Consider the following 17,420-nt stretch of genomic DNA (forward strand, 5'->3'; position numbering starts at 1 on the left):
TGGAGAGCCGCCTGACCGGGCGGCTTTCTTTTTTACGGCGTTGTATTTGGGGCGCTGGCAGCGCTCCCGCGTCTTCACCCCCCTGGCTGCGCCGGGCGGCCCTCAGCCTTGGGCGCGGCCCGCGCTGCGCACAGGCAGGGGGGGCCTCGCGGGATTGGTCAGAAATAGGCTCTAAGCAGGCAGATTGCAGCTATTCCGGCAGCCATGGTCAGGGGCAGGCTGCGGGTGGCAAGAGCCACTGCGAAGGCTACCGCCCCGGATACCCATTCCAGCGGGCCGCCCTGCATCAAGAGGCAGGTGACCAGCGACAGGATCAGGCAGCCCGGCAGTGCCTGCAGACCGCGCGCCCAAGGACCGTGATCCGGCAGCCGTCGGCCCAGCAGATAACCGGACAGCCGCACCGTAAAAGTGGCCGCTGCCAGACTGAGAATCAGGGTCCAGGTTTCAGTCATCGCCCAGTACTCCGGCAAGAACCGCCCCGCCCAGGCCGCCCAGGATCAATGTCCAAGTGGGATCCAGCGGAGTAAACAGGCCGGTCAGCAATACGACGGCGACTGAACCTGCCCAGGGCAGAAGTCTGTCCAGGCCGCTCCACAGCGACCGGAGGATGGCAATGAAAGCTGCGGTGAAGGCAAAGTCCATGCCCAGGGCCCTGGGTTCAGGCACGGTGTTTGCAAAACTCGCGCCTGCCACCGTGGACAGCACCCAGACTGCAATCAGCCCGATGCCGCCGCCAATCAGATAGCCGTATCCTGCGTGATGCCCGCGGGCGCGCATCGCGTGCATCAGCGCCCAATTCACATCTGTGGCCAGATGCACTCCTGGCAGTACCTGCCACCAGGGCCGTCCGGAGAATTCATCCCGCAGCGACGCGGTGATCAGAATCAGCCGCAGATTCAGGGCCAGCCCGGCCAGAATGGCGGCACTTGCACCGGCAACCAGCCGTTCCACGGCGATGACCTGTTAAGACCCGGCAAGGACAATCGTGCCCATCACACCGGTTTGCAGCCCGTCCCTATTTGCCTGGGCTGCGAGCAGTCCGAATGCCAGCCCATAGACGGCAACACCAGCTGCCAGTGGCAGGATATCCCGCAATCCAGCCGCCACTTGGCTGCGGGCGGGAGGCTGCGCGGGGTTGGTCTGGATTGCCATTGGGACAGCTCCTCTGGAACCAGGGCGTGCGCCCGTCTATACCGAACGTGAGGCTTCTATACCGATCGGCAGGCTCGTTCATCAGGTCGAACGAAGGGATGAAATAAGGAACATGCCAGCCCCATCAAATGATTGCTGCAGCCATTCAGCGCGAAACGCAGCCGCGCAGGAAAGTCGCTGCCGGCGCTTGCTGCCCAGGCTGGAATTGCTAAATCGACCCTGTCGAAGTTCGAAGCCAGCAACGGAAACCCCAATGTAGAGACGCTTTGGGCACTGGCCGCAGCGCTGGACGTTCCGCTGAGCCTGCTGTTTGAAGCTGAGGCGCCCGCGACCAAGCTGATCCGGGCGGGTGAAGGGGAGCCGATGGAAACGGAGCAGACGGATTTCTCCGCGGTGCTTCTGTCGCGTTGTCCGCTGAAGATGCGCCGGGATGTTTACCGGGTAGTGATGCCGCCGGGCGAGATCCGCCGCGCCCAGCCGCATCCGCGGGGCACGATAGAGCATATGGTGGTCTGTGCGGGGGAAATGCGTGCCGGCCCGGATGGGCAGGAGGAACTTCTGGTCGCCGGGGACTACTACACCTATCCCGGCGACCATCCGCACAGCTACCAGGCGCCGCAGCCGGACACGATGTTCATGATGGTGATGGAGGCGCCCTGAGCGGGGGCGTCAGAACTCCGGTTTCACCCGGAATTTCAGCGACTCGCCGCTGTCCGGGTGTTTGATCCGCAGCTCTTCTGAATGCAGCATCAGCCGGGGATGCTCCAGCGCTGCACCGCTGGCATAAAGCGGATCGCCCAGAATCGGATGGCCCAGCGACAGCATATGCACACGCAGCTGGTGCGAACGACCGGTTTTCGGTGTCAGCCGCACCCGCGTGGAACCGTCCTCATATTTCATTACCCTCCAGCCGGTGACGGCGGGTTTTCCGGTCTCATGGCAGACCATCTGTTTCGGCCGGTTCGGCCAATCGACGATCAGCGGCAAATCCACCGTGCCGCTCCGCGGCTCCAGCCGGCCGGACACCCGTGCCACATAAGCCTTCTTTGCGGTGCGTTTTTCAAACTGCATCGACAGGTGCCGTTGCGCATGCGGGGTGAGGCCGAATACTATCACGCCAGAGGTATCGCGGTCCAGCCGGTGCACCAGCAGCGCCTCGGGGAACATCGCCTGGATGCGGGTAATCAGGCAATCGGCCAGATGCGGGCCGCGTCCGGGCACCGACAACAGTCCGGCAGGCTTGTTCACCGCCAGCAGCTCGGCGTCGCGGTGCAGAATTGACAGCGGGTCTTGCGGTGGAGTGTATTCGCTTGAAACGGTCATGACCGCCTGCCTAGCGTTACAGGCAGGCAGGGGCAAGCACAGGCCGGTGCCGGGCCCGCATGGGTTTTCTTTCCAGGCTTCCCATTGGGACCCGTCATTTGCTAAATTGACACTGTCCCGGCGATCCGGTAACCGGCGCGCCTCACGTACACATGGGGACTAGGCATGGCACGCAAACGCAAAGGGCGCGATATTTCCGGCTGGCTGGTGGTGGACAAGCCCGCGGGGCTGACCAGCACAGCGGTTGTGAACAAGGTGCGCTGGGCGCTGGATGCCAAAAAGGCAGGCCATGCGGGAACCCTGGACCCCGAGGCAACCGGCGTTCTGGCTGTGGCACTTGGAGAAGCAACCAAGACCGTGCCTTATATCACCGATGCGCTGAAGGCCTATACCTTCACTGTGCGGCTGGGTGCGGCGACCAATACCGACGACGCCGAGGGCGAGGTGATTGCGACCAGCGATGAACGTCCCGCTGACGCGCAGATCAAAGAAGCGCTGCAACCCTTCCTGGGCGAGATCATGCAGGTGCCGCCCAAGTTTTCAGCGGTGAAGATCGACGGCCAGCGTGCCTATAAGCTGGCGCGTGACGGCGAGGAGGTAGAGCTTGCTGCCCGTCCGCTGTGGGTCGAAGAACTGATCCTGCTGGACCGTCCTGATGAGGACCACGTGGTGCTGGAAATGACCTGCGGCAAGGGCGGCTACGTGCGCTCGATCGCCCGCGATCTGGGGGCGGCGCTGGGCTGCTATGGCCATGTGAAGCAACTGCGGCGGATCTGGTCCGGCCCGTTTGATGCCGAGGATGGTATCTCGCTGGAGCTGGTGGACGAGCTGGCGAAATCCACTGACCTGGACCAGTATCTGCGGCCGCTGGAGGAAGGACTCGCCGACCTGCCCGAGCTGAAATGCACGCCGCAGGGTGCGGTGCGCTTGCGCAATGGCAATCCGGGCATGGTGATGGCCGCGGATGTGGAGTACGGCGATGAAGCCTGGGCTTCGCTGGATGGACAGGCAGTGGCTGTGGGGATCTACAAAGCCGGTGAATTGCACCCGAGCCGGGTTTTTGTGCAGCCGGAACGAGCCGCGTAGCGGCCGGGTAATCCGCCGGGCTGAGGCGTGCCGGAGCTGTTTCCAATAGGTCAGTAGCTTTGACTAAATGTTTCGCGCGCGAAACATTGGGCCAGAATTGCTGACCCATTCTTCCTAAGGTTGATTGGCTTCACCCGCCCGCCTGCGTGTGGCGTCAGGCCGGGTCGGCATCGTAATTAGTTCCCAGGACTGACTGATGTTGCTGCGCCGTCAAAATCACGCTGGCTGCCGTGCCTTGTTCCGGTGTGATCGGGTTTCCTGCTCCATCCAGCCACCGGTTTTGATCAGTGGAGTATTCGTCATGAAAGACAATGCCGACTGGCCGCTAGGCAGCGCAGCAATGGCGGTATTATCTGGCTGCGGATCGCGTCGGTATGTGCGGGGGCTGCACTCGAAGGGGGCTGGAAACGGCGGCTATCAGGACTGTCTTTCAGATGTGCGCCATAGAGCTCGGCCTTAAGGGTTTCGCCGTCGCCCAGTGGCACATCGTTCAAAGCCGGAAAAGCAAGTGCGTTCGCTGACATCTATAGTGTGCCATGATACCGGGAAATGCACTTCAAGGACGTAGTCCGCCGGTCTGGAAACTTGGACAGGCGGAACAGTTTTGTTAGAGGCGGATGATGATCACCCGCAGCCATACCAAGGGCGATGCGCCCTCGACCGCCGTTTATTCGGATTGCGAAATCTACCGCTACAGTCTGACCCGGGTCTGGGACCCTGCCGGGCCGCGGGTGATGTTCGTGATGCTCAATCCTTCTACTGCAACCGAGATGCAGAACGATCCCACCATCGAACGCTGCGAACGCCGTGCACGGGCATTGGGGTTCGGCGGTTTCAGAGCCACAAACATCTTTGCCTGCCGGGTCACAGATCCGCGCGGGATGCGGCAGCTGGAAGAACCAGAGGGCCCGGACAACATGCAGGCCATACTGGAAGGAATGGAGTGGGCCGATATGGTGATCTGCGCTTGGGGCACCCATGGCGAGCATCGGGGGCAAGGGGCGCGGGTTACAGCGGCGCTGCGCGCCACCGGAAAGCCGCTGCACCACCTCGGTCTCAGCAAGGCAGGCCACCCGAAGCACCCGCTTTATATCGCCTACATCCAGCAACCGGAGCTTTGGCTGCAGCGATAGCGGTCTCTTCAAGGCCTGTTAACTGATGTTCTCCATTTGTTTTGCATTTGCAATCATCGCGTGTGATTGTGAGGGCGGGTATGAGTGGTTGTTGAGGTAGAACGGGCAATGTTGTGGCTGGCGAGTGTTCTTGGCCTTGTTGCAGTAGGCAGCGCGGTCCTGGTTGATAATGAAACCCCGGATGGCGACGAGACGTCCTCTGGCCCCGGTCCGGAGGCGGATACCGGCGGGGATGGGCTGGATGCCGGATATATCGAACCGGATGGCAGCACCGTAACCGGTACCGATGACAATGACATCATTGCGGGAACCGGGGCGGCCGACAGCCTTGACGGCGGTGATGGCGATGACCAGCTTGGCGGCTACAGCGGTCATGACTGGATCGGCGGAGGCCAGGGCAACGACGTTCTGCATGGCGATAGCGGAGATGACAGCCTGTCCGGCGGCGCAGGCCAGGACCTGCTGCATGGCGAAGACGGTGCGGACGTGCTGCAGGGCGGCGCCGGAGAGGACAGTCTCTTCGGGCACTTCGGAGATGACACGCTGCAGGGCGGCGGCGGAGCGGATCTGCTGCACGGCGGTCAGGGCGAAGATTGGCTTGAAGGCGGTCAGGGTCAGGACACGCTGCATGGCAATGACAGCGATGACAGCCTTGCGGGCGGCGGCGGCAGGGATGTGCTGTATGGCGGTTATGGAAATGATGTGGTTTCCGGTGCCGGGGACGGCGCGGACCAGGACTATGTCAATGGCGGAACCGGTGATGACACACTGATTGCCGGGGCGGGGGATGTGCTGACCGGCGGTGATGGCGATGATCAGTTCATGGCGGGCCACTGGACCGGGACCGAAGATGCCGTGCACCTGATGGATTTCGATTCAAATGAAGATAAGCTGGTGCTGGTCTGGGACTTCGAAGGCGACGAACCTTCGGTGGAGCTGCGTCAAAGCCCCGGGGCAGAAGACGAGCAGCTTATCCTTGTCGACGGCGAGCCGGCCTTGCGGGTCACCGGAGCCAAGGGGATGACAGCAGCGGATCTGGTTCTGATCGACCCAGCCTCTGCCGTTGCAACCGGGTTGCTGCCTCAGTAGGCCGCACGGATCCACCTTCTGGCAGTTAATCTTTGCCTTTAATTCCGAAACATCATATACGCCCGCATCTGCTGCGATTCTGCGGCAGGTTGCTCCATGGGCCTGCGCTGGACGACATCCCGGCCTGTGCCATCCACTCTAACCTTTTAAGGAGACCCCGATGTCGATCACTGCAGAAGAAAAAACACGCCTGATGAAAGAATTCGCGACCAAGGACGGCGACACCGGTTCGCCGGAAGTCCAGGTTGCAATCCTGACATCGCGCATCAACACCCTGACTGAGCACTTCAAAACCCACAAGAAGGACAACCACGGCCGCCGTGGCCTTCTGAAGATGGTTGCTCAGCGCCGTAAGCTGCTGGACTACACCAAAGGCAAGGATGAGGCCCGTTACCAGGACCTGATCAAGCGCCTCGGCATCCGCCGCTAATCCGCGCTTATCCCGGATTTTGCGCCCGTTCCGTAAGGAGCGGGCGTTTTTTTTGTCCGCAAGTCCCGTCTTGGGCCTGGGTTTGGGCCTGGCATGCGGGCAGGGCCGCATGGAAAACGCCGCCCCGGAAGGAGCGGCGCTGTAAGTTTTGACCAAAAACAGGCAGGCGCTGGGGACCTGTGCTTCACTCGCCGTAAGGCACCCAGATGTTCTTTATCTCAGTGGCTTCCTGCAAGAACCGTTTGGTGTGGTCCTGCGTCCAGTCGGTGGCAGCGCCGTTGTTGACCCAGGTCCGTTTCAGATTGCCTGCCGAAGCGGCCTCGATCGCCGCTGACAGATCGGTGGAAGAGAAGCTCCAGACCGCATCCACGTTCAGATGCGAAGCCAGCGGTTTGGCCAGCTCGGCGTGTCTGCCGGTCAGGATATTGACCACGCCTGCAGGCACGTCTGATGTTTCCAGAACCTGGTAGAAGTCGGTGGCCGCCAGCGGAAAGGGCTCGGAGGCCGCCAGCACCACCCGGTTGCCCATGGCCATTGCAGGGGCCATTGCTGAGACCAGACCCAGCAGCGGCGTCTCATCGGCGCAAAGCGCGCCAATCACACCGGCAGGTTCCTTCATTGCCAGTGCCACGCCGCGGATCGGCACGCCGTGGATCTGGCCGTCGTATTTGTCGGCCCAGGCAGCCGCGGTGAACAAGCGCTGGATTGAGGTTTCAACCTCAGCCGTTCCGGTCTTCCTGCCCGTCATCGCGTCGATGCGGGCGGCAAATTCCGCGGCGCGGGCTGAAAGGTTTTCGCCGATGTAATAGAGGATCTGCGCCCGCAAATGCCCTGTGGTCCTGGACCAGCCTTTTGCGCCCGCAGCAGCTTCGACCGCGTTGCGGATGTCCTTGCGGCTGGCAAGGCCGGCATGGCCCAAAAGCGTTCCGGTCTTGCTGTATACCGCCTGGGAATAACCGCTGTCCGGGCGGGCCTGCTTACCGCCGATATACATTTTGGCGGTGCGGTCCAGCGGATCTGCCGGGGCGCCGTTGCCGTCGAACGGTTCTGCTTTGGCCAGCGGTTTTATCTTGGCTTTGGCGCGGGTGTATGCGGTCAAGCCTTCCCAGCCGCCCTCGCGGCCAAAGCCGCTTTCGCGCACGCCGCCGAATCCGGCCGCAGCGTCGAACATGTTGGTGCCGTTGATCCAGACGACGCCGGCTGCCAGTTTCGGCGCCATGTCGAGCGCCAGGTTCAGGTTCTCGGTCCAGACGGTTGCCGCCAGCCCGTAACGGGTGTTGTTGGCCAGCTCCACTGCCTCGGCAGGGGTGCGGAAAGTGCAGGAAACCAGCACCGGGCCAAAAATCTCTTCCTGCATCAGCAGGTCGGCAGGCGACAGGCCTTCAATCAGCGTCGGCGGGTAGAAACAGCCGCTTTCAGGCATTTCCACCTGGGCCTGATGCATGGTGCCCGCCTGATTGGCCGCGACCATGCTGGAAATGGTGTCCAGCTGCACGGGGTCGACCACGGCGCCCACATCGATGCATTTGTCCAGCGGGTTGCCAATGCGCAACCCGTCCATCCTGGCCTTCAGTTTGGTGTGGAACCGCCCGGCAATGCCTTCCTGAACCAGCAGGCGCGAGCCGGCGCAGCAGACCTGACCCTGGTTGAACCAGATCGCATCAACCAGACCTTCGATGGCGCTGTCGATATCGGCATCGTCAAAAACAATGTAGGGGGACTTGCCGCCGAGTTCGAGCGTCAGTTCCTTGCCGCTGCCTGCGGTGGCCTCGCGGATCCGGCGGCCGACGGAGGTGGAGCCGGTGAAGGCGATCTTGTCCACGTCTGCCGCGGTGATCATTTCTCCCGCCGCGCCGTCGCCGGTGACGATATTGACAACCCCCTCGGGCAGGCCGGCCTGACGGCAGATGTCGGCAAACAAAAGCGCTGTGAGCGAAGTGTACTCCGCCGGTTTCAGCACCACCGTATTGCCCATGGCAATTGCAGGCGCGATCTTCCAGGCCAGCATCAGGAGCGGGAAATTCCAAGGGATGATCTGACCACAGACGCCCAAGGCCTCGGCGTCCGGCAGTTCGCTTTCCATCAGCTGGGCCATGCCTGCGTGGTAGTAGAAATGCCGTTGGGCCAGCGGGATATCGATGTCGCGGGATTCGCGGATCGGCTTGCCGTTATCGAGCGTTTCCAGCACTGCAAACAGGCGGGAATGCTTCTGCAGCAGCCGGGCAATGGCATAGAGGTATCTGGCCCGGCCCGGCCCGCCAAGCTCCTGCCATTTGCCTTGCGCATTGCGGGCAGCATCAACTGCGGCGTCCACGTCCTCTTGGGTGGCCTGGGTCAGGGTGGCCAGCACCTCTCCGGTGGCAGGATTCCGGCTGTCAAATCCGTCGCCGGGAGCGGTGAATTCGCCGTTGATGAAATGGCCGAACCGGCTGCCCTGATCGACCAGCCAGGCCAGTGCCTCGGCGGCGCTTTCGGGGGCGGGGCCGTAGTCCATGGTGTCAAAAATCTCTTTGATGGTCATGTGTTCAGCCCTCAGCCCATGGAGTGGCGGTAGCCGGCGGAGTATGCCCCGGTGACATGATGTTCCAGCTGGCGCTCGATATCGCCCAGCAGCGAGGAGGCGCCAAAGCGGAACAGGTCTGGCTGAAGCCAGCGGTCGCCCAGCTCATCCTTCATCAGTGCAAGGTACACCAGCGCGTCCTTGGCTTTGGAAATGCCGCCCGCGGGTTTGTAGCCGACGCGGCAGCCGGTGCGGCTGTAAAAATCGCGGATCGCACGGATCATCACCAGACTGACAGGCAAAGTTGCGTTGACGCTTTCCTTGCCGGTTGACGTTTTGATGAAATCGGCGCCTGCCATCATGCAGACCAGCGAGGCGCGCGCCACGTTGCGCAAGGAGCCCAGTTCGCCGGTCGCCAAAATCGCCTTAACATGGGCGTCGCCGCAGGCCTGGCGGAAGGCTTTCATCTCGTCATACAGCGCCTGCCAATTGCCGGTCAGCACATGGCGGCGGGAGATTACGATGTCGATCTCCGCAGCGCCTGCTTTGACGCTTTCCTCAATCTCCGCCAGCCGCAGGTGGAAGGGGGACAGGCCTGCCGGGAAACCGGTGGAGACCGCGGCCACCGGAATGCAAGTGCCTTGCAATGCGGCAACCGCGGTGGGGATCATGTCGTGGTAGACGCAGACCGCCCCGGTGGTGAGACCTTCCATCCCCAGTGTGCGCAGTACATCGGCGGTGACCGGCTGACGGGCCTTGGCGCACAGGCGGCGGACACGGCCCTCGGTGTCGTCGCCAGAGAGCGTGGTGAGGTCAATGAGGCTGATGGCTTTCAGCAGCCAAGCCGCCTGGTGGTCTTTCTTCACGCTGCGGCGGCCCGGCAGTGTGGCACAGCGGCGTTCGATGGCCGACGTATTGGCCTGTACGGTAGCGACCCAGTCCAGGTCCAGCGCCATGCCCGGATTGCGCGGTTCGGCCAGTTGCGGCAGCTGCGCGCTTTGTTCAGCGGTTTGGCTTTCCATTCGGGTAGTCCTCAGCAGAGTTCCGTGCGAAATTCGCACGGGTGCGGCATATTGGCAAGCGAAGCCAACCAGCGCCGCCGGTTTTTTTGACTGATTGGACAAATTATGGGTGCGCGGGCTTTGGTGGCGCCCTGAAAACCGGGTGGAGCAGGTGGTGCGGTACAGATTTTTTTCACGCTTCACCTGCCGAAGCCGCGCGCATTCCTGTGGCAGAATCAGCTCCGCATGCTAAATTTAGCGGTATGAGCAGTGCAGAACCCCATATCAGCGAAAATACCCGTCCAATCATCCGCCAGCTGGATGACAGCGCCATCAACCGGATTGCCGCTGGCGAGGTGGTGGAACGGCCCGCTTCGGCGGTCAAGGAGCTGGTGGAAAACGCCATTGACGCCGGCGCCACCCGCGTCACCGTGGAAATTGCAGATGGCGGTAAGACGCTGATCCGGGTTACGGATGACGGCTGCGGCATGACGCCGGAGGACCTGCCGCTGGCACTCTCGCGCCATGCGACCTCCAAAATTGACGGCTCGGACTTGTTGAACATCCATACCTTCGGATTCCGCGGTGAGGCGCTGCCTTCGCTGGGGGCTGTAGGGCGGTTGACGATCACCAGCCGGGCAGCAGGGCATGAAGCGGCGCAGATCCGCGTCTCCGGCGGCAGGCTGGAATCGGTGAAGCCGGCCGCCTTGCGGATGGGCACCATCGTCGAGCTAAGCGATTTGTTTTTTGCCACCCCGGCGCGGCTCAAGTTCATGCGCACTGACCGGGCTGAGAGCCAGGCGATTTCGGATACGGTGAAACGGCTGGCAATGGCGGAGCCTTCGGTTGGCTTTACCTTGCGCGACGTGTCCGGAGGCGGCGAGGGCCGGGTGACCTTCCGCGCCGATCCTTTGCCGGGAGATTTGTTTGATGCGCTGCACGGGCGGCTGGCCTCGGTTCTGGGGCGCGAATTTGCCGAGAACGCGTTGAAGATTGATGCCACCCGCGAAGGGATCCGGCTTTTTGGCTATGCGGCACTGCCGACCTATTCGCGCGGGGCGGCGGTGGCGCAGTTCCTGTTTGTCAATACCCGGCCGGTGAAGGATAAGACGCTGACCGGCGCGCTTCGGGCTGCCTATTTTGATTTCCTCAGCCGCGACCGGCACCCTGCGGCGGCGCTGTTCATCGATTGCGACCCGCAACTGGTCGATGTGAACGTGCACCCCGCCAAATCCGAAGTGCGCTTCCGTGATCCGGGGCTGGCGCGCGGGCTGATTGTCTCAGCCCTGCGTCATGCGTTGGCAGAGGCCGGGCACCGCGCCTCAACCACTGTGGCCGGCGCCACGCTGGGGGCAATGAAGCCGGAACAGCCTACCGCCACCGGCGCGCCGCGGATCTATCAGATGGACCGGCCGTCGCTGGGCGCACGCAGCAGTGCTTACGCGGCGCAATCCCCCGGTTTGCCGCAAACGTCTTCCTTTGATGCGCCGCCATCGCCAGGCTTTGCCGAATTGCAGACGGCCTACAGCGGGCGGGTCACAGAGCCTCTGACGGGTTCAACGGCCCCAAGTCAGCCGCCAGCTGCGTCCGAAGCCGCCGCGCCCGGGGCCGAGCAGCTGCCGCTGGGTGCGGCGCGCGGCCAGGTGCATGAAAACTACATTATCGCCCAGACTGCCGACGGCATGGTGATCGTCGACCAGCACGCCGCACATGAGCGGCTGGTCTATGAGAAACTGAAACAGCAGATGGCAGAGAATGGCGTTGCTGCCCAGGCGCTGTTGATTCCGGAAATTGTCGAGCTGAGCGACAATGACTGCGCGTGCCTTTTAAGCGTGGCAGAGGAACTGGCGAAATTCGGCCTTGGCATCGAGGCCTTTGGCGGTAACGCTGTTGCCGTGCGGGAAACCCCGGCGATCCTGGGCGAGGTAAACGCCGAAGCAATGATCAAGGACATTCTGGACGAACTGTCCGACCAGGGTGAAAGCCAGCTGGTGCAGGCCAAGATCGAAGCAATCCTGAGCCGGGTGGCTTGCCATGGTTCGATCCGTTCAGGCAGGCGGATGCGGGGCGAGGAGATGAATGCATTGCTGCGCGAGATGGAGGCAACGCCGCATTCCGGCCAGTGCAACCATGGCCGCCCCACTTATGTGGAACTGAAACTGGCAGATATCGAGCGCCTGTTCGGGCGCAGTTGAACAAGAACCCCCGGTAAAGGGAGGACGAGCAGTGACTCTGGAACAGGCCCAATGGGCCATTTACGTGCTGGCCGGGCTGGCCGCGGTTCTGGCCTTGGCGGGGCTGCGGCTGCGAGGCGCGGCCCGGCGGCTGGAACAGGCCAACGGTGATCTGCGCAGCCACAATGCAGGGCTGAAAGCCGAGGTTGCGCGGCTTCCGGAGCTGGCGGATGAGCTGGCCACTTTGCGCCGTACCAGCGAGAATGAGCGTACCGCCCGTTACCAGGCAGAGGCCCAGGTGCAGGCGCTGAAGGCGGAGCATTCGGCGCGGCTGGAAGAGCTGAAACAGATGAATACCCAGATGGAGCACAAGTTTGCCTCCTTGGCCTCAGGTGTTCTGAAGCAGAACTCGGAAAACTTCCTGAGCCTGGTCAGCGAGCGGTTTCAGGCGCACAGCAAATCCGCGGATGCGGATCTGGCCAAGCGCCACGCTGCAATTGAGGGGCTGGTAAAGCCGCTGGATCAGAAGCTGGGTCAGTTCGGTGAGCGGATCAAGGAAATTGAGAAGGCCCGCAACGAGGCCTACGGCGCGATCCAGACACAGGTGAAGCATCTGGCCGAGGGCCAGGCGGCGCTGGGCGGCGAGACCCGCAAGCTGGTGCAGGCTCTGCGGGCGCCCAAGACCCGCGGCCGTTGGGGCGAGATGCAGCTGCGCCAAGTGTTCGAGATGGCCGGCATGGCCGAGCATGTAGACTATGAGCTGGAGAAAAGCGTCGGCACGGATGACGGGCTGCGCCGCCCCGATGCTGTGGTGCGCATTCCCGGCGGCAAGAGCATTGTTGTGGACGCCAAGACCCCGCTGGAGGGGTATCTGGATGCGCTGGAAGCGGAGACGCCCGATCAGCAGCAGGAGGCCCTGCTGCGTCATTCGGGCCATGTCAAAACCCATGTGCGTCAGCTTGCGTCGAAATCCTATCAAAGCGCACTGGGCGAGACGCCGGACTTTGTGGTGATGTTTATCCCCGGTGAGACGTTTGTGTCCGCGGCGGTGGAGGCGGATCCGGGGTTGATTGAATATGCGTTTGAAAACAAGGTCCTGATCGCCACGCCAACCACCCTGATGGCGCTGGTCAAATCGATTGCCTATGGCTGGCAGCAGGAAAAGATGGCGGAAAACGCAGTTGAGGTGCAAAAGACCGCGAAAGAGCTGTACGACCGGCTGTCGACATTTTCCAGGAACCTGGCGTCAGTCGGCCGGTCGCTGTCGTCCTCGGTGAATAATTACAACAAGGCAGTGGGTTCGCTGGAAGCGCGGGTGCTGCCCTCGGCCCGGAAGTTCGAGGCCATGGGAGTTGTTGCGCAAGACGCGGAGTTAGAGGACCCCGGACAGGTGGAAACCGAACCGCGCCAGGTGGCCCTGCTGGCGGACGAATAGATGCAGCTGCCGCTGATCTGGCGCGCTGGCGCCTCGGGAGAGGCGTCGCTGCTGCGGGCGGCGGAGGTCGAGGCCGAGCGTATTGTGGCGCTGTTGCGGATAGCGGTCTCGGCCGGGCTGCTGGCGGCATTGGTGCTGGCGGTTGATGCAGTGCAGACGGTGGAGCAGGATTATCTGTGGCACCAGATCGGTCTCGCGGCGGCAACTATGCTGGCCTATATGGCGGTAGGGGTTTTAAGTTTCGCCGCCATCCGTCAGGGCGTTTTCCGGCGCTGGATGATCTGGGCCGCGGTCACGGCAGACGGGGTGTTCCTGTTTTTGAACTCCTGGCTGTCGCTGCTGAATTCCGGGCTTTCGGGCGAGGTTGTCTTTTCCATGCCGGCCACATGGATGGCACCGCTGATCCTGGCCTTTGGGGTGCTGCGCTTCAACCCGCTGCTGCTGGGATACCAGGTGCTGCTGGTTTCAGCGGGGTTCGTGTGGCTGGTCCTATGGGAACCTGCTTACATCTCTGCAGATGCGGTTCAGCGTGTTCACCTGTCGATGGCCACGCCACCCAATCTGATGCGGGTTCTGATGATAACGCTGGCTGGGGCGGTGCTGATCGTGGCGGCGCTTCGGATGCGCGGGCTGCTGCGCCGGTCGATCGAGGAGGCGCGGCAGAAGGCCAATCTGACCCGCTACCTTCCGGCCCAGTTGGCAGGCCGTCTGGCAGGCGGCGGGCTGGAGGCGCTGCGGGAAGGCCGCCAGCAGAAAATGGCGATCCTGTTCATAGATATCCGCGGTTTCACCAGCTGGTGCGAAGGCCGCGAACCGCAGGAGGTCAGCGGCCTGATCACCGAGTTCCGCACCCGTGTCGAAATGGTGGCGGGCCAGACTGGCGGGCTGATCGACAAACACATCGGCGACGCAGCGATGATCCTGTTTGAGGGGGAACGGGCTGCGGCGCGGGCGCTGGACTGCGCCGAAGGGCTGCTGGCAGAGATGGAGGATTGGCGCCAGAAACGGGAGGCTGCTGGAGAGACCGGCCTGGCCGCAGGGATCGGAGTGCATTGGGGCGAGGTGTTTTCAGGTGTCACCGGCACACAGGCCCGGCTGGAGTATTCCGTGTTCGGAGACACGGTGAACACTGCTGCGCGGCTGGAGCAGCTGACAAAGACGAACGGCATGGCGCTGATCGCGTCTTCAGCCTTGTTGAAGGAAGCCGGGATAGAGCCCGCGCGCCGAGGCTGGGTTACGCTGCCGGCGGAGCATTTGCGCGGGCGCCGCAGCGGGCTTGCGCTGTTCGGAAAGACGCTGGACTAAGCAGAGCTCCATTTGCCCCAGATCAAAGACTTAGGCGTTTGGCCTGCTGTTTGCTATGCTGAGGCAGCGAATAGAAGGAATGGAGCAATGCTGGAGATCTCAGCCCGAAAGGTGGCACAGGTGGCGATGATGGCCCGTGAACTGGGCCGGGCTGAGGGGGAACTGCGCGCCTTCATAAACCGCATGGGAGAAGATCAGCAGTCGGAATTAGTAGGTATCATGTGGGTCGGCCGCGGCAGTTTCGAGCCGGAAGAGCTGGGCGAGGCAATTTACACCGCCCGGCAGGAAGCGACAACGCCGACCGTCGATTACCTGCTCGGGACGCCGCATCTGGCTGACAATCTGGAAGCCGGCCTGGAGGCGCTGGGAATAGATGTGAACGATGTTGAGGACGATGTGATCGGCCGCTAGGGGCCGCGCTGGTCTGCACTGCAAAAGGGCGCCGCGATCCGGCGCCCTTCGTTGTTTCACGCATCCATCAGGCCTTGCTGTCGACGACCTCAAGGTGCTGAGCCAGTTTGCCGATCTCGCCCATCCATTTTTCGACCAGGCCCTGGTCGCTGGGTGCGGCGTGAACGCCGGCAGCGATCTTGCCGTTCATGGCAGCCTCGATGGCAAAGGACACCGGATAGGAAACCAGACGCGCCATTGCGGTGCCGCGCGCGTCACCCCAGGCGTCCATCACATAAGTCTTGTGCCAGACCTCGGCGCCGTCTTTCTCGGCCTTCAGGCCGACGCAGAGCACCACCCGGTCCGGCTCGCCCTCGTCATAGGCGTTTTCGGTCCAGAACTGATCCGACATCTCCTTGAGGCGGGCGTCGCCTTCGGGGCCGGTGAGGGTTTCGACCTCCTTGAACACATCCGCCCAGGCATCGGCCCAGCCGTTCAGGCGCAGGGTGCCGCGAACGAATTCTTTTACCTTCCAGTCCTCGCCGAACTCGTACTGGCCCATGAAGGGGATCGAGTCGCGGTTCGGGTAGACTTCGAAGCTTTCGGGGGTGGGCAGCGGCGCGTTGTAGGAGGAGATTGCGTCCCAGGGGCGGGCGACGTCCAGTTCTTTGAAGTCGCGGATCGATTTTGACGGTGACCGCAGCGCCTTCAGAACGCCCAGCGGCGACCAGCTGAATTTGTAGCGGAACGGGTTCGGGGTTTTGGGGATGCCGCCGCAATAGGAGATGAAGCTGATCTCGTTTTCCGCGTCAAAGGCTTGCGATGCTTTGTAATCCGCCACCAGCGCATGCGCCATAAGGTGGTCGATGCCGGGATCCAGGCCGACCTCATTAATCAGGCAGACGCCGGCATCTTTGGCCCTTTGGTCCAGCGCGCGCATTTCCGGCGCGATGTAGGAGGAGGAAACGAAATGCGCACCATGCTCAATCGCCAGCTCCGCCAGCGGCACATGCCAGTCGCCCGGCAGCATGGAGACGATCACGTCTTTCGGGCTCAGCATCTGGCCCAGGTTGGCGAGGCTGAAAGCGTGAATGTTGGTGGTCAGGTCGCCGACGGCTTCGCGTGCCTTGTCAGTGGTCCGGTTCCAGACCGCCACGTCATGGCCCGCCTCCAATAGGCGGCGCAGGCCGGGAATGGCAGAGAGGCCGGTGCCGCACCAGTGAATTGTCATCAGATGTCTCCCTAGGTCGTCGCGCTTGGGGGAGCGCTGGAAAATCAAGTGTTTTGCCCGACCGCCCCCAAGGGCGGGCACTTCGTTTCCGCCCGCAGCCGGGTGCTGCCCTGGCAGTGTTACGGCAAATGCTGTTCGAAAACAGCCTTGGCCCGGCCCCAGACGCCGCTGTTTAGATCGGTCAGGGTCTGCAGCGAGGGCAGCAGCTGGGCGGCGTAATCTTCCGAGCTTTCCAGCGGCAGCATCGATGGCAGGTTGTCGATTGCCGTCACGTCCAGCACCGGGTTGCCGGCTACGCGCAAGGCAGGCTGTTCCCAGGAGGTCGCGCGGTCATAGACCGGCACCGGGTTGTAGTCACTGTCCGGATCGCAAGCGACATCACCGATGGCGGTCAGCTTGCGGTCTGCGCTCAGCGCTTCGCGCGGGACAAAGACAGGTGTGCCGGGGCGAGCGAAGATGCAGTTCAGGAACAGGTCATGGGCCAGGATTTCCGGGAAGGGGCCGCCGTTTGCGGTTTCGGCCATGTCCCACTTTGTGACCTTCACATCCATCTCCTCGCAGAGGTCAGCGGCACCGGTTCCAACCCGGCCAAGCGCGCCGATGACGATGGCGGTAGGACGGCCGTTGTTCAGCGCATCGAGTTCCAACCCGAGATCTGCCAGCAAGGCATCCTTGCCGCCGTAGACGCCAACCGGGCCGCAGAGTTCTCCGCGCTGCTGGGCAGCCCAGGCTTTCAGTGTGACTGCCGCGCCGGCATAGCCCGCCCAATAGCCAAAGGCAGCAACCCGGCGGCCGGTCTCATCGACCAGATACTCCAGATCATAGAGCGTGCCGCCGCCAGCCTTGAACCGTTCCAGCAGCGCCTTGCCGGAATGCTGACCCTTGAAGGCATGGCCGAACATAATGTGGCGGTGCGGCAGCGGGGTGCCGTCCTCGGGCAGCTCCTTGAGGCCGAAGATGATCGCATCCGCTGGCGCCTGAGGCCAGGAATTTTCCGGCGCAATTTCGCAGCCTGCATCAATGTAGCCCTGCAGCGGGACCGCCCGCACTGAGCTCTCTTCTACCGTGACCTTGATGCCGCCTGACAGCAGTGCCCTGGCGCCTTCGGGGGTCAGGCCCACCCGCTCCTCATTCGGGCGCTGTTCGGCCCGTACCCACAGATGCGTCATCG

General features: G+C 62.7%; 17 protein-coding genes. 9 read left to right on the forward strand and 8 right to left on the reverse strand.

Annotated features, from left to right (window positions below; all coding sequences use genetic code 11):
- Positions 1 to 158: 158 nt before the first annotated feature.
- From METH_RS00095 to METH_RS24610, 3 genes are read right to left on the reverse strand one after another with little or no spacing between them, the layout of a single operon-like run.
- On the reverse strand, positions 159 to 452 hold the full coding sequence (locus METH_RS00095) for an AzlD family protein (protein WP_044008285.1): 294 nt from the start codon (positions 450 to 452) through the stop codon (positions 159 to 161).
- On the reverse strand, positions 445 to 951 hold the full coding sequence (locus METH_RS00100; protein ID WP_245602934.1) for an AzlC family ABC transporter permease: 507 nt from the start codon (positions 949 to 951) through the stop codon (positions 445 to 447). The genes METH_RS00095 and METH_RS00100 overlap by 8 nt, the downstream gene beginning before the upstream one ends.
- Before the next feature lie 12 nt (positions 952 to 963).
- Positions 964 to 1,152, reverse strand: a complete 189-nt coding sequence (locus METH_RS24610) for a hypothetical protein (RefSeq protein WP_245602935.1) — start codon at positions 1,150 to 1,152, stop codon at positions 964 to 966.
- A 132-nt stretch (positions 1,153 to 1,284) separates the two neighbouring features.
- On the opposite strand from METH_RS24610, the gene METH_RS00105 reads away from it, so the two are divergent.
- Entirely contained in the window at positions 1,285 to 1,812 is a 528-nt protein-coding gene (locus METH_RS00105; protein WP_024088368.1) for a helix-turn-helix domain-containing protein, read from the forward strand.
- Positions 1,813 to 1,821: 9 nt separating this feature from the next.
- Here the strand turns inward: METH_RS00105 and METH_RS00110 are convergent, their stop codons facing one another.
- On the reverse strand, positions 1,822 to 2,475 hold the full coding sequence (locus tag METH_RS00110) for an RluA family pseudouridine synthase (RefSeq protein ID WP_024088369.1): 654 nt from the start codon (positions 2,473 to 2,475) through the stop codon (positions 1,822 to 1,824).
- Between the two features lie 165 nt (positions 2,476 to 2,640).
- Between METH_RS00110 and truB the strand changes: the two genes are divergently transcribed.
- The 4 genes from truB (at position 2,641) to rpsO (ending at position 6,213) form a co-directional block, all read left to right on the forward strand.
- The gene (gene truB / locus METH_RS00115) at positions 2,641 to 3,561 is read left to right on the forward strand and encodes a tRNA pseudouridine(55) synthase TruB (RefSeq protein ID WP_024088370.1); all 921 of its coding nucleotides are present in this window, start codon (positions 2,641 to 2,643) and stop codon (positions 3,559 to 3,561) included.
- Between the two features lie 620 nt (positions 3,562 to 4,181).
- Complete coding sequence (locus METH_RS00120) at positions 4,182 to 4,694, forward strand: DUF1643 domain-containing protein (protein WP_024088372.1); 513 nt, start codon at positions 4,182 to 4,184, stop codon at positions 4,692 to 4,694.
- 84 nt (positions 4,695 to 4,778) lie between these two features.
- Complete coding sequence (locus tag METH_RS00125) at positions 4,779 to 5,783, forward strand: calcium-binding protein (RefSeq protein ID WP_245602936.1); 1,005 nt, start codon at positions 4,779 to 4,781, stop codon at positions 5,781 to 5,783.
- 160 nt (positions 5,784 to 5,943) lie between these two features.
- Positions 5,944 to 6,213, forward strand: coding sequence for a 30S ribosomal protein S15 (gene rpsO, locus METH_RS00130; RefSeq protein WP_024088374.1), 270 nt, complete (start codon positions 5,944 to 5,946; stop codon positions 6,211 to 6,213).
- A gap of 184 nt (positions 6,214 to 6,397) precedes the next feature.
- Here rpsO and METH_RS00135 read toward each other — a convergent pair whose 3' ends face one another.
- Positions 6,398 to 8,734, reverse strand: coding sequence for an aldehyde dehydrogenase family protein (locus tag METH_RS00135; RefSeq protein ID WP_024088375.1), 2,337 nt, complete (start codon positions 8,732 to 8,734; stop codon positions 6,398 to 6,400).
- 11 nt (positions 8,735 to 8,745) lie between these two features.
- Positions 8,746 to 9,735 carry a deoxyribose-phosphate aldolase gene (deoC, locus tag METH_RS00140; protein ID WP_024088376.1) on the reverse strand — a complete coding sequence of 330 codons (990 nt, stop codon included), beginning with the start codon at positions 9,733 to 9,735 and terminating at the stop codon, positions 8,746 to 8,748.
- Positions 9,736 to 9,977: 242 nt separating this feature from the next.
- On the opposite strand from deoC, the gene mutL reads away from it, so the two are divergent.
- From mutL to METH_RS00160, 4 genes are all read left to right on the forward strand, one after another.
- The gene (mutL, locus tag METH_RS00145; protein WP_024088377.1) at positions 9,978 to 11,909 is read left to right on the forward strand and encodes a DNA mismatch repair endonuclease MutL; all 1,932 of its coding nucleotides are present in this window, start codon (positions 9,978 to 9,980) and stop codon (positions 11,907 to 11,909) included.
- A gap of 31 nt (positions 11,910 to 11,940) precedes the next feature.
- Positions 11,941 to 13,323, forward strand: a complete 1,383-nt coding sequence (locus METH_RS00150; RefSeq protein ID WP_044008286.1) for a DNA recombination protein RmuC — start codon at positions 11,941 to 11,943, stop codon at positions 13,321 to 13,323.
- Entirely contained in the window at positions 13,324 to 14,628 is a 1,305-nt protein-coding gene (locus METH_RS00155; RefSeq protein WP_052348642.1) for an adenylate/guanylate cyclase domain-containing protein, read from the forward strand.
- Between the two features lie 87 nt (positions 14,629 to 14,715).
- Positions 14,716 to 15,039: a DUF3775 domain-containing protein gene (locus METH_RS00160; protein ID WP_024092335.1), complete on the forward strand. Its 324-nt coding sequence runs from the start codon at positions 14,716 to 14,718 to the stop codon at positions 15,037 to 15,039.
- A 67-nt stretch (positions 15,040 to 15,106) separates the two neighbouring features.
- On the opposite strand, the gene METH_RS00165 is transcribed toward METH_RS00160, so the two are convergent.
- Together METH_RS00165 and METH_RS00170 are read right to left on the reverse strand one after the other, a co-directional pair.
- On the reverse strand, positions 15,107 to 16,249 hold the full coding sequence (locus METH_RS00165; RefSeq protein WP_024088379.1) for a saccharopine dehydrogenase family protein: 1,143 nt from the start codon (positions 16,247 to 16,249) through the stop codon (positions 15,107 to 15,109).
- A gap of 119 nt (positions 16,250 to 16,368) precedes the next feature.
- A complete protein-coding gene (locus METH_RS00170) occupies positions 16,369 to 17,418 on the reverse strand; it encodes a saccharopine dehydrogenase (protein ID WP_024088380.1) in 1,050 nt (349 codons plus the stop codon).
- Positions 17,419 to 17,420 lie beyond the last annotated feature (2 nt).

It is taken from the genome of Leisingera methylohalidivorans DSM 14336 (genome assembly GCF_000511355.1).
In the GTDB taxonomy this organism is placed as follows: Bacteria; Pseudomonadota; Alphaproteobacteria; order Rhodobacterales; family Rhodobacteraceae; genus Leisingera; species Leisingera methylohalidivorans.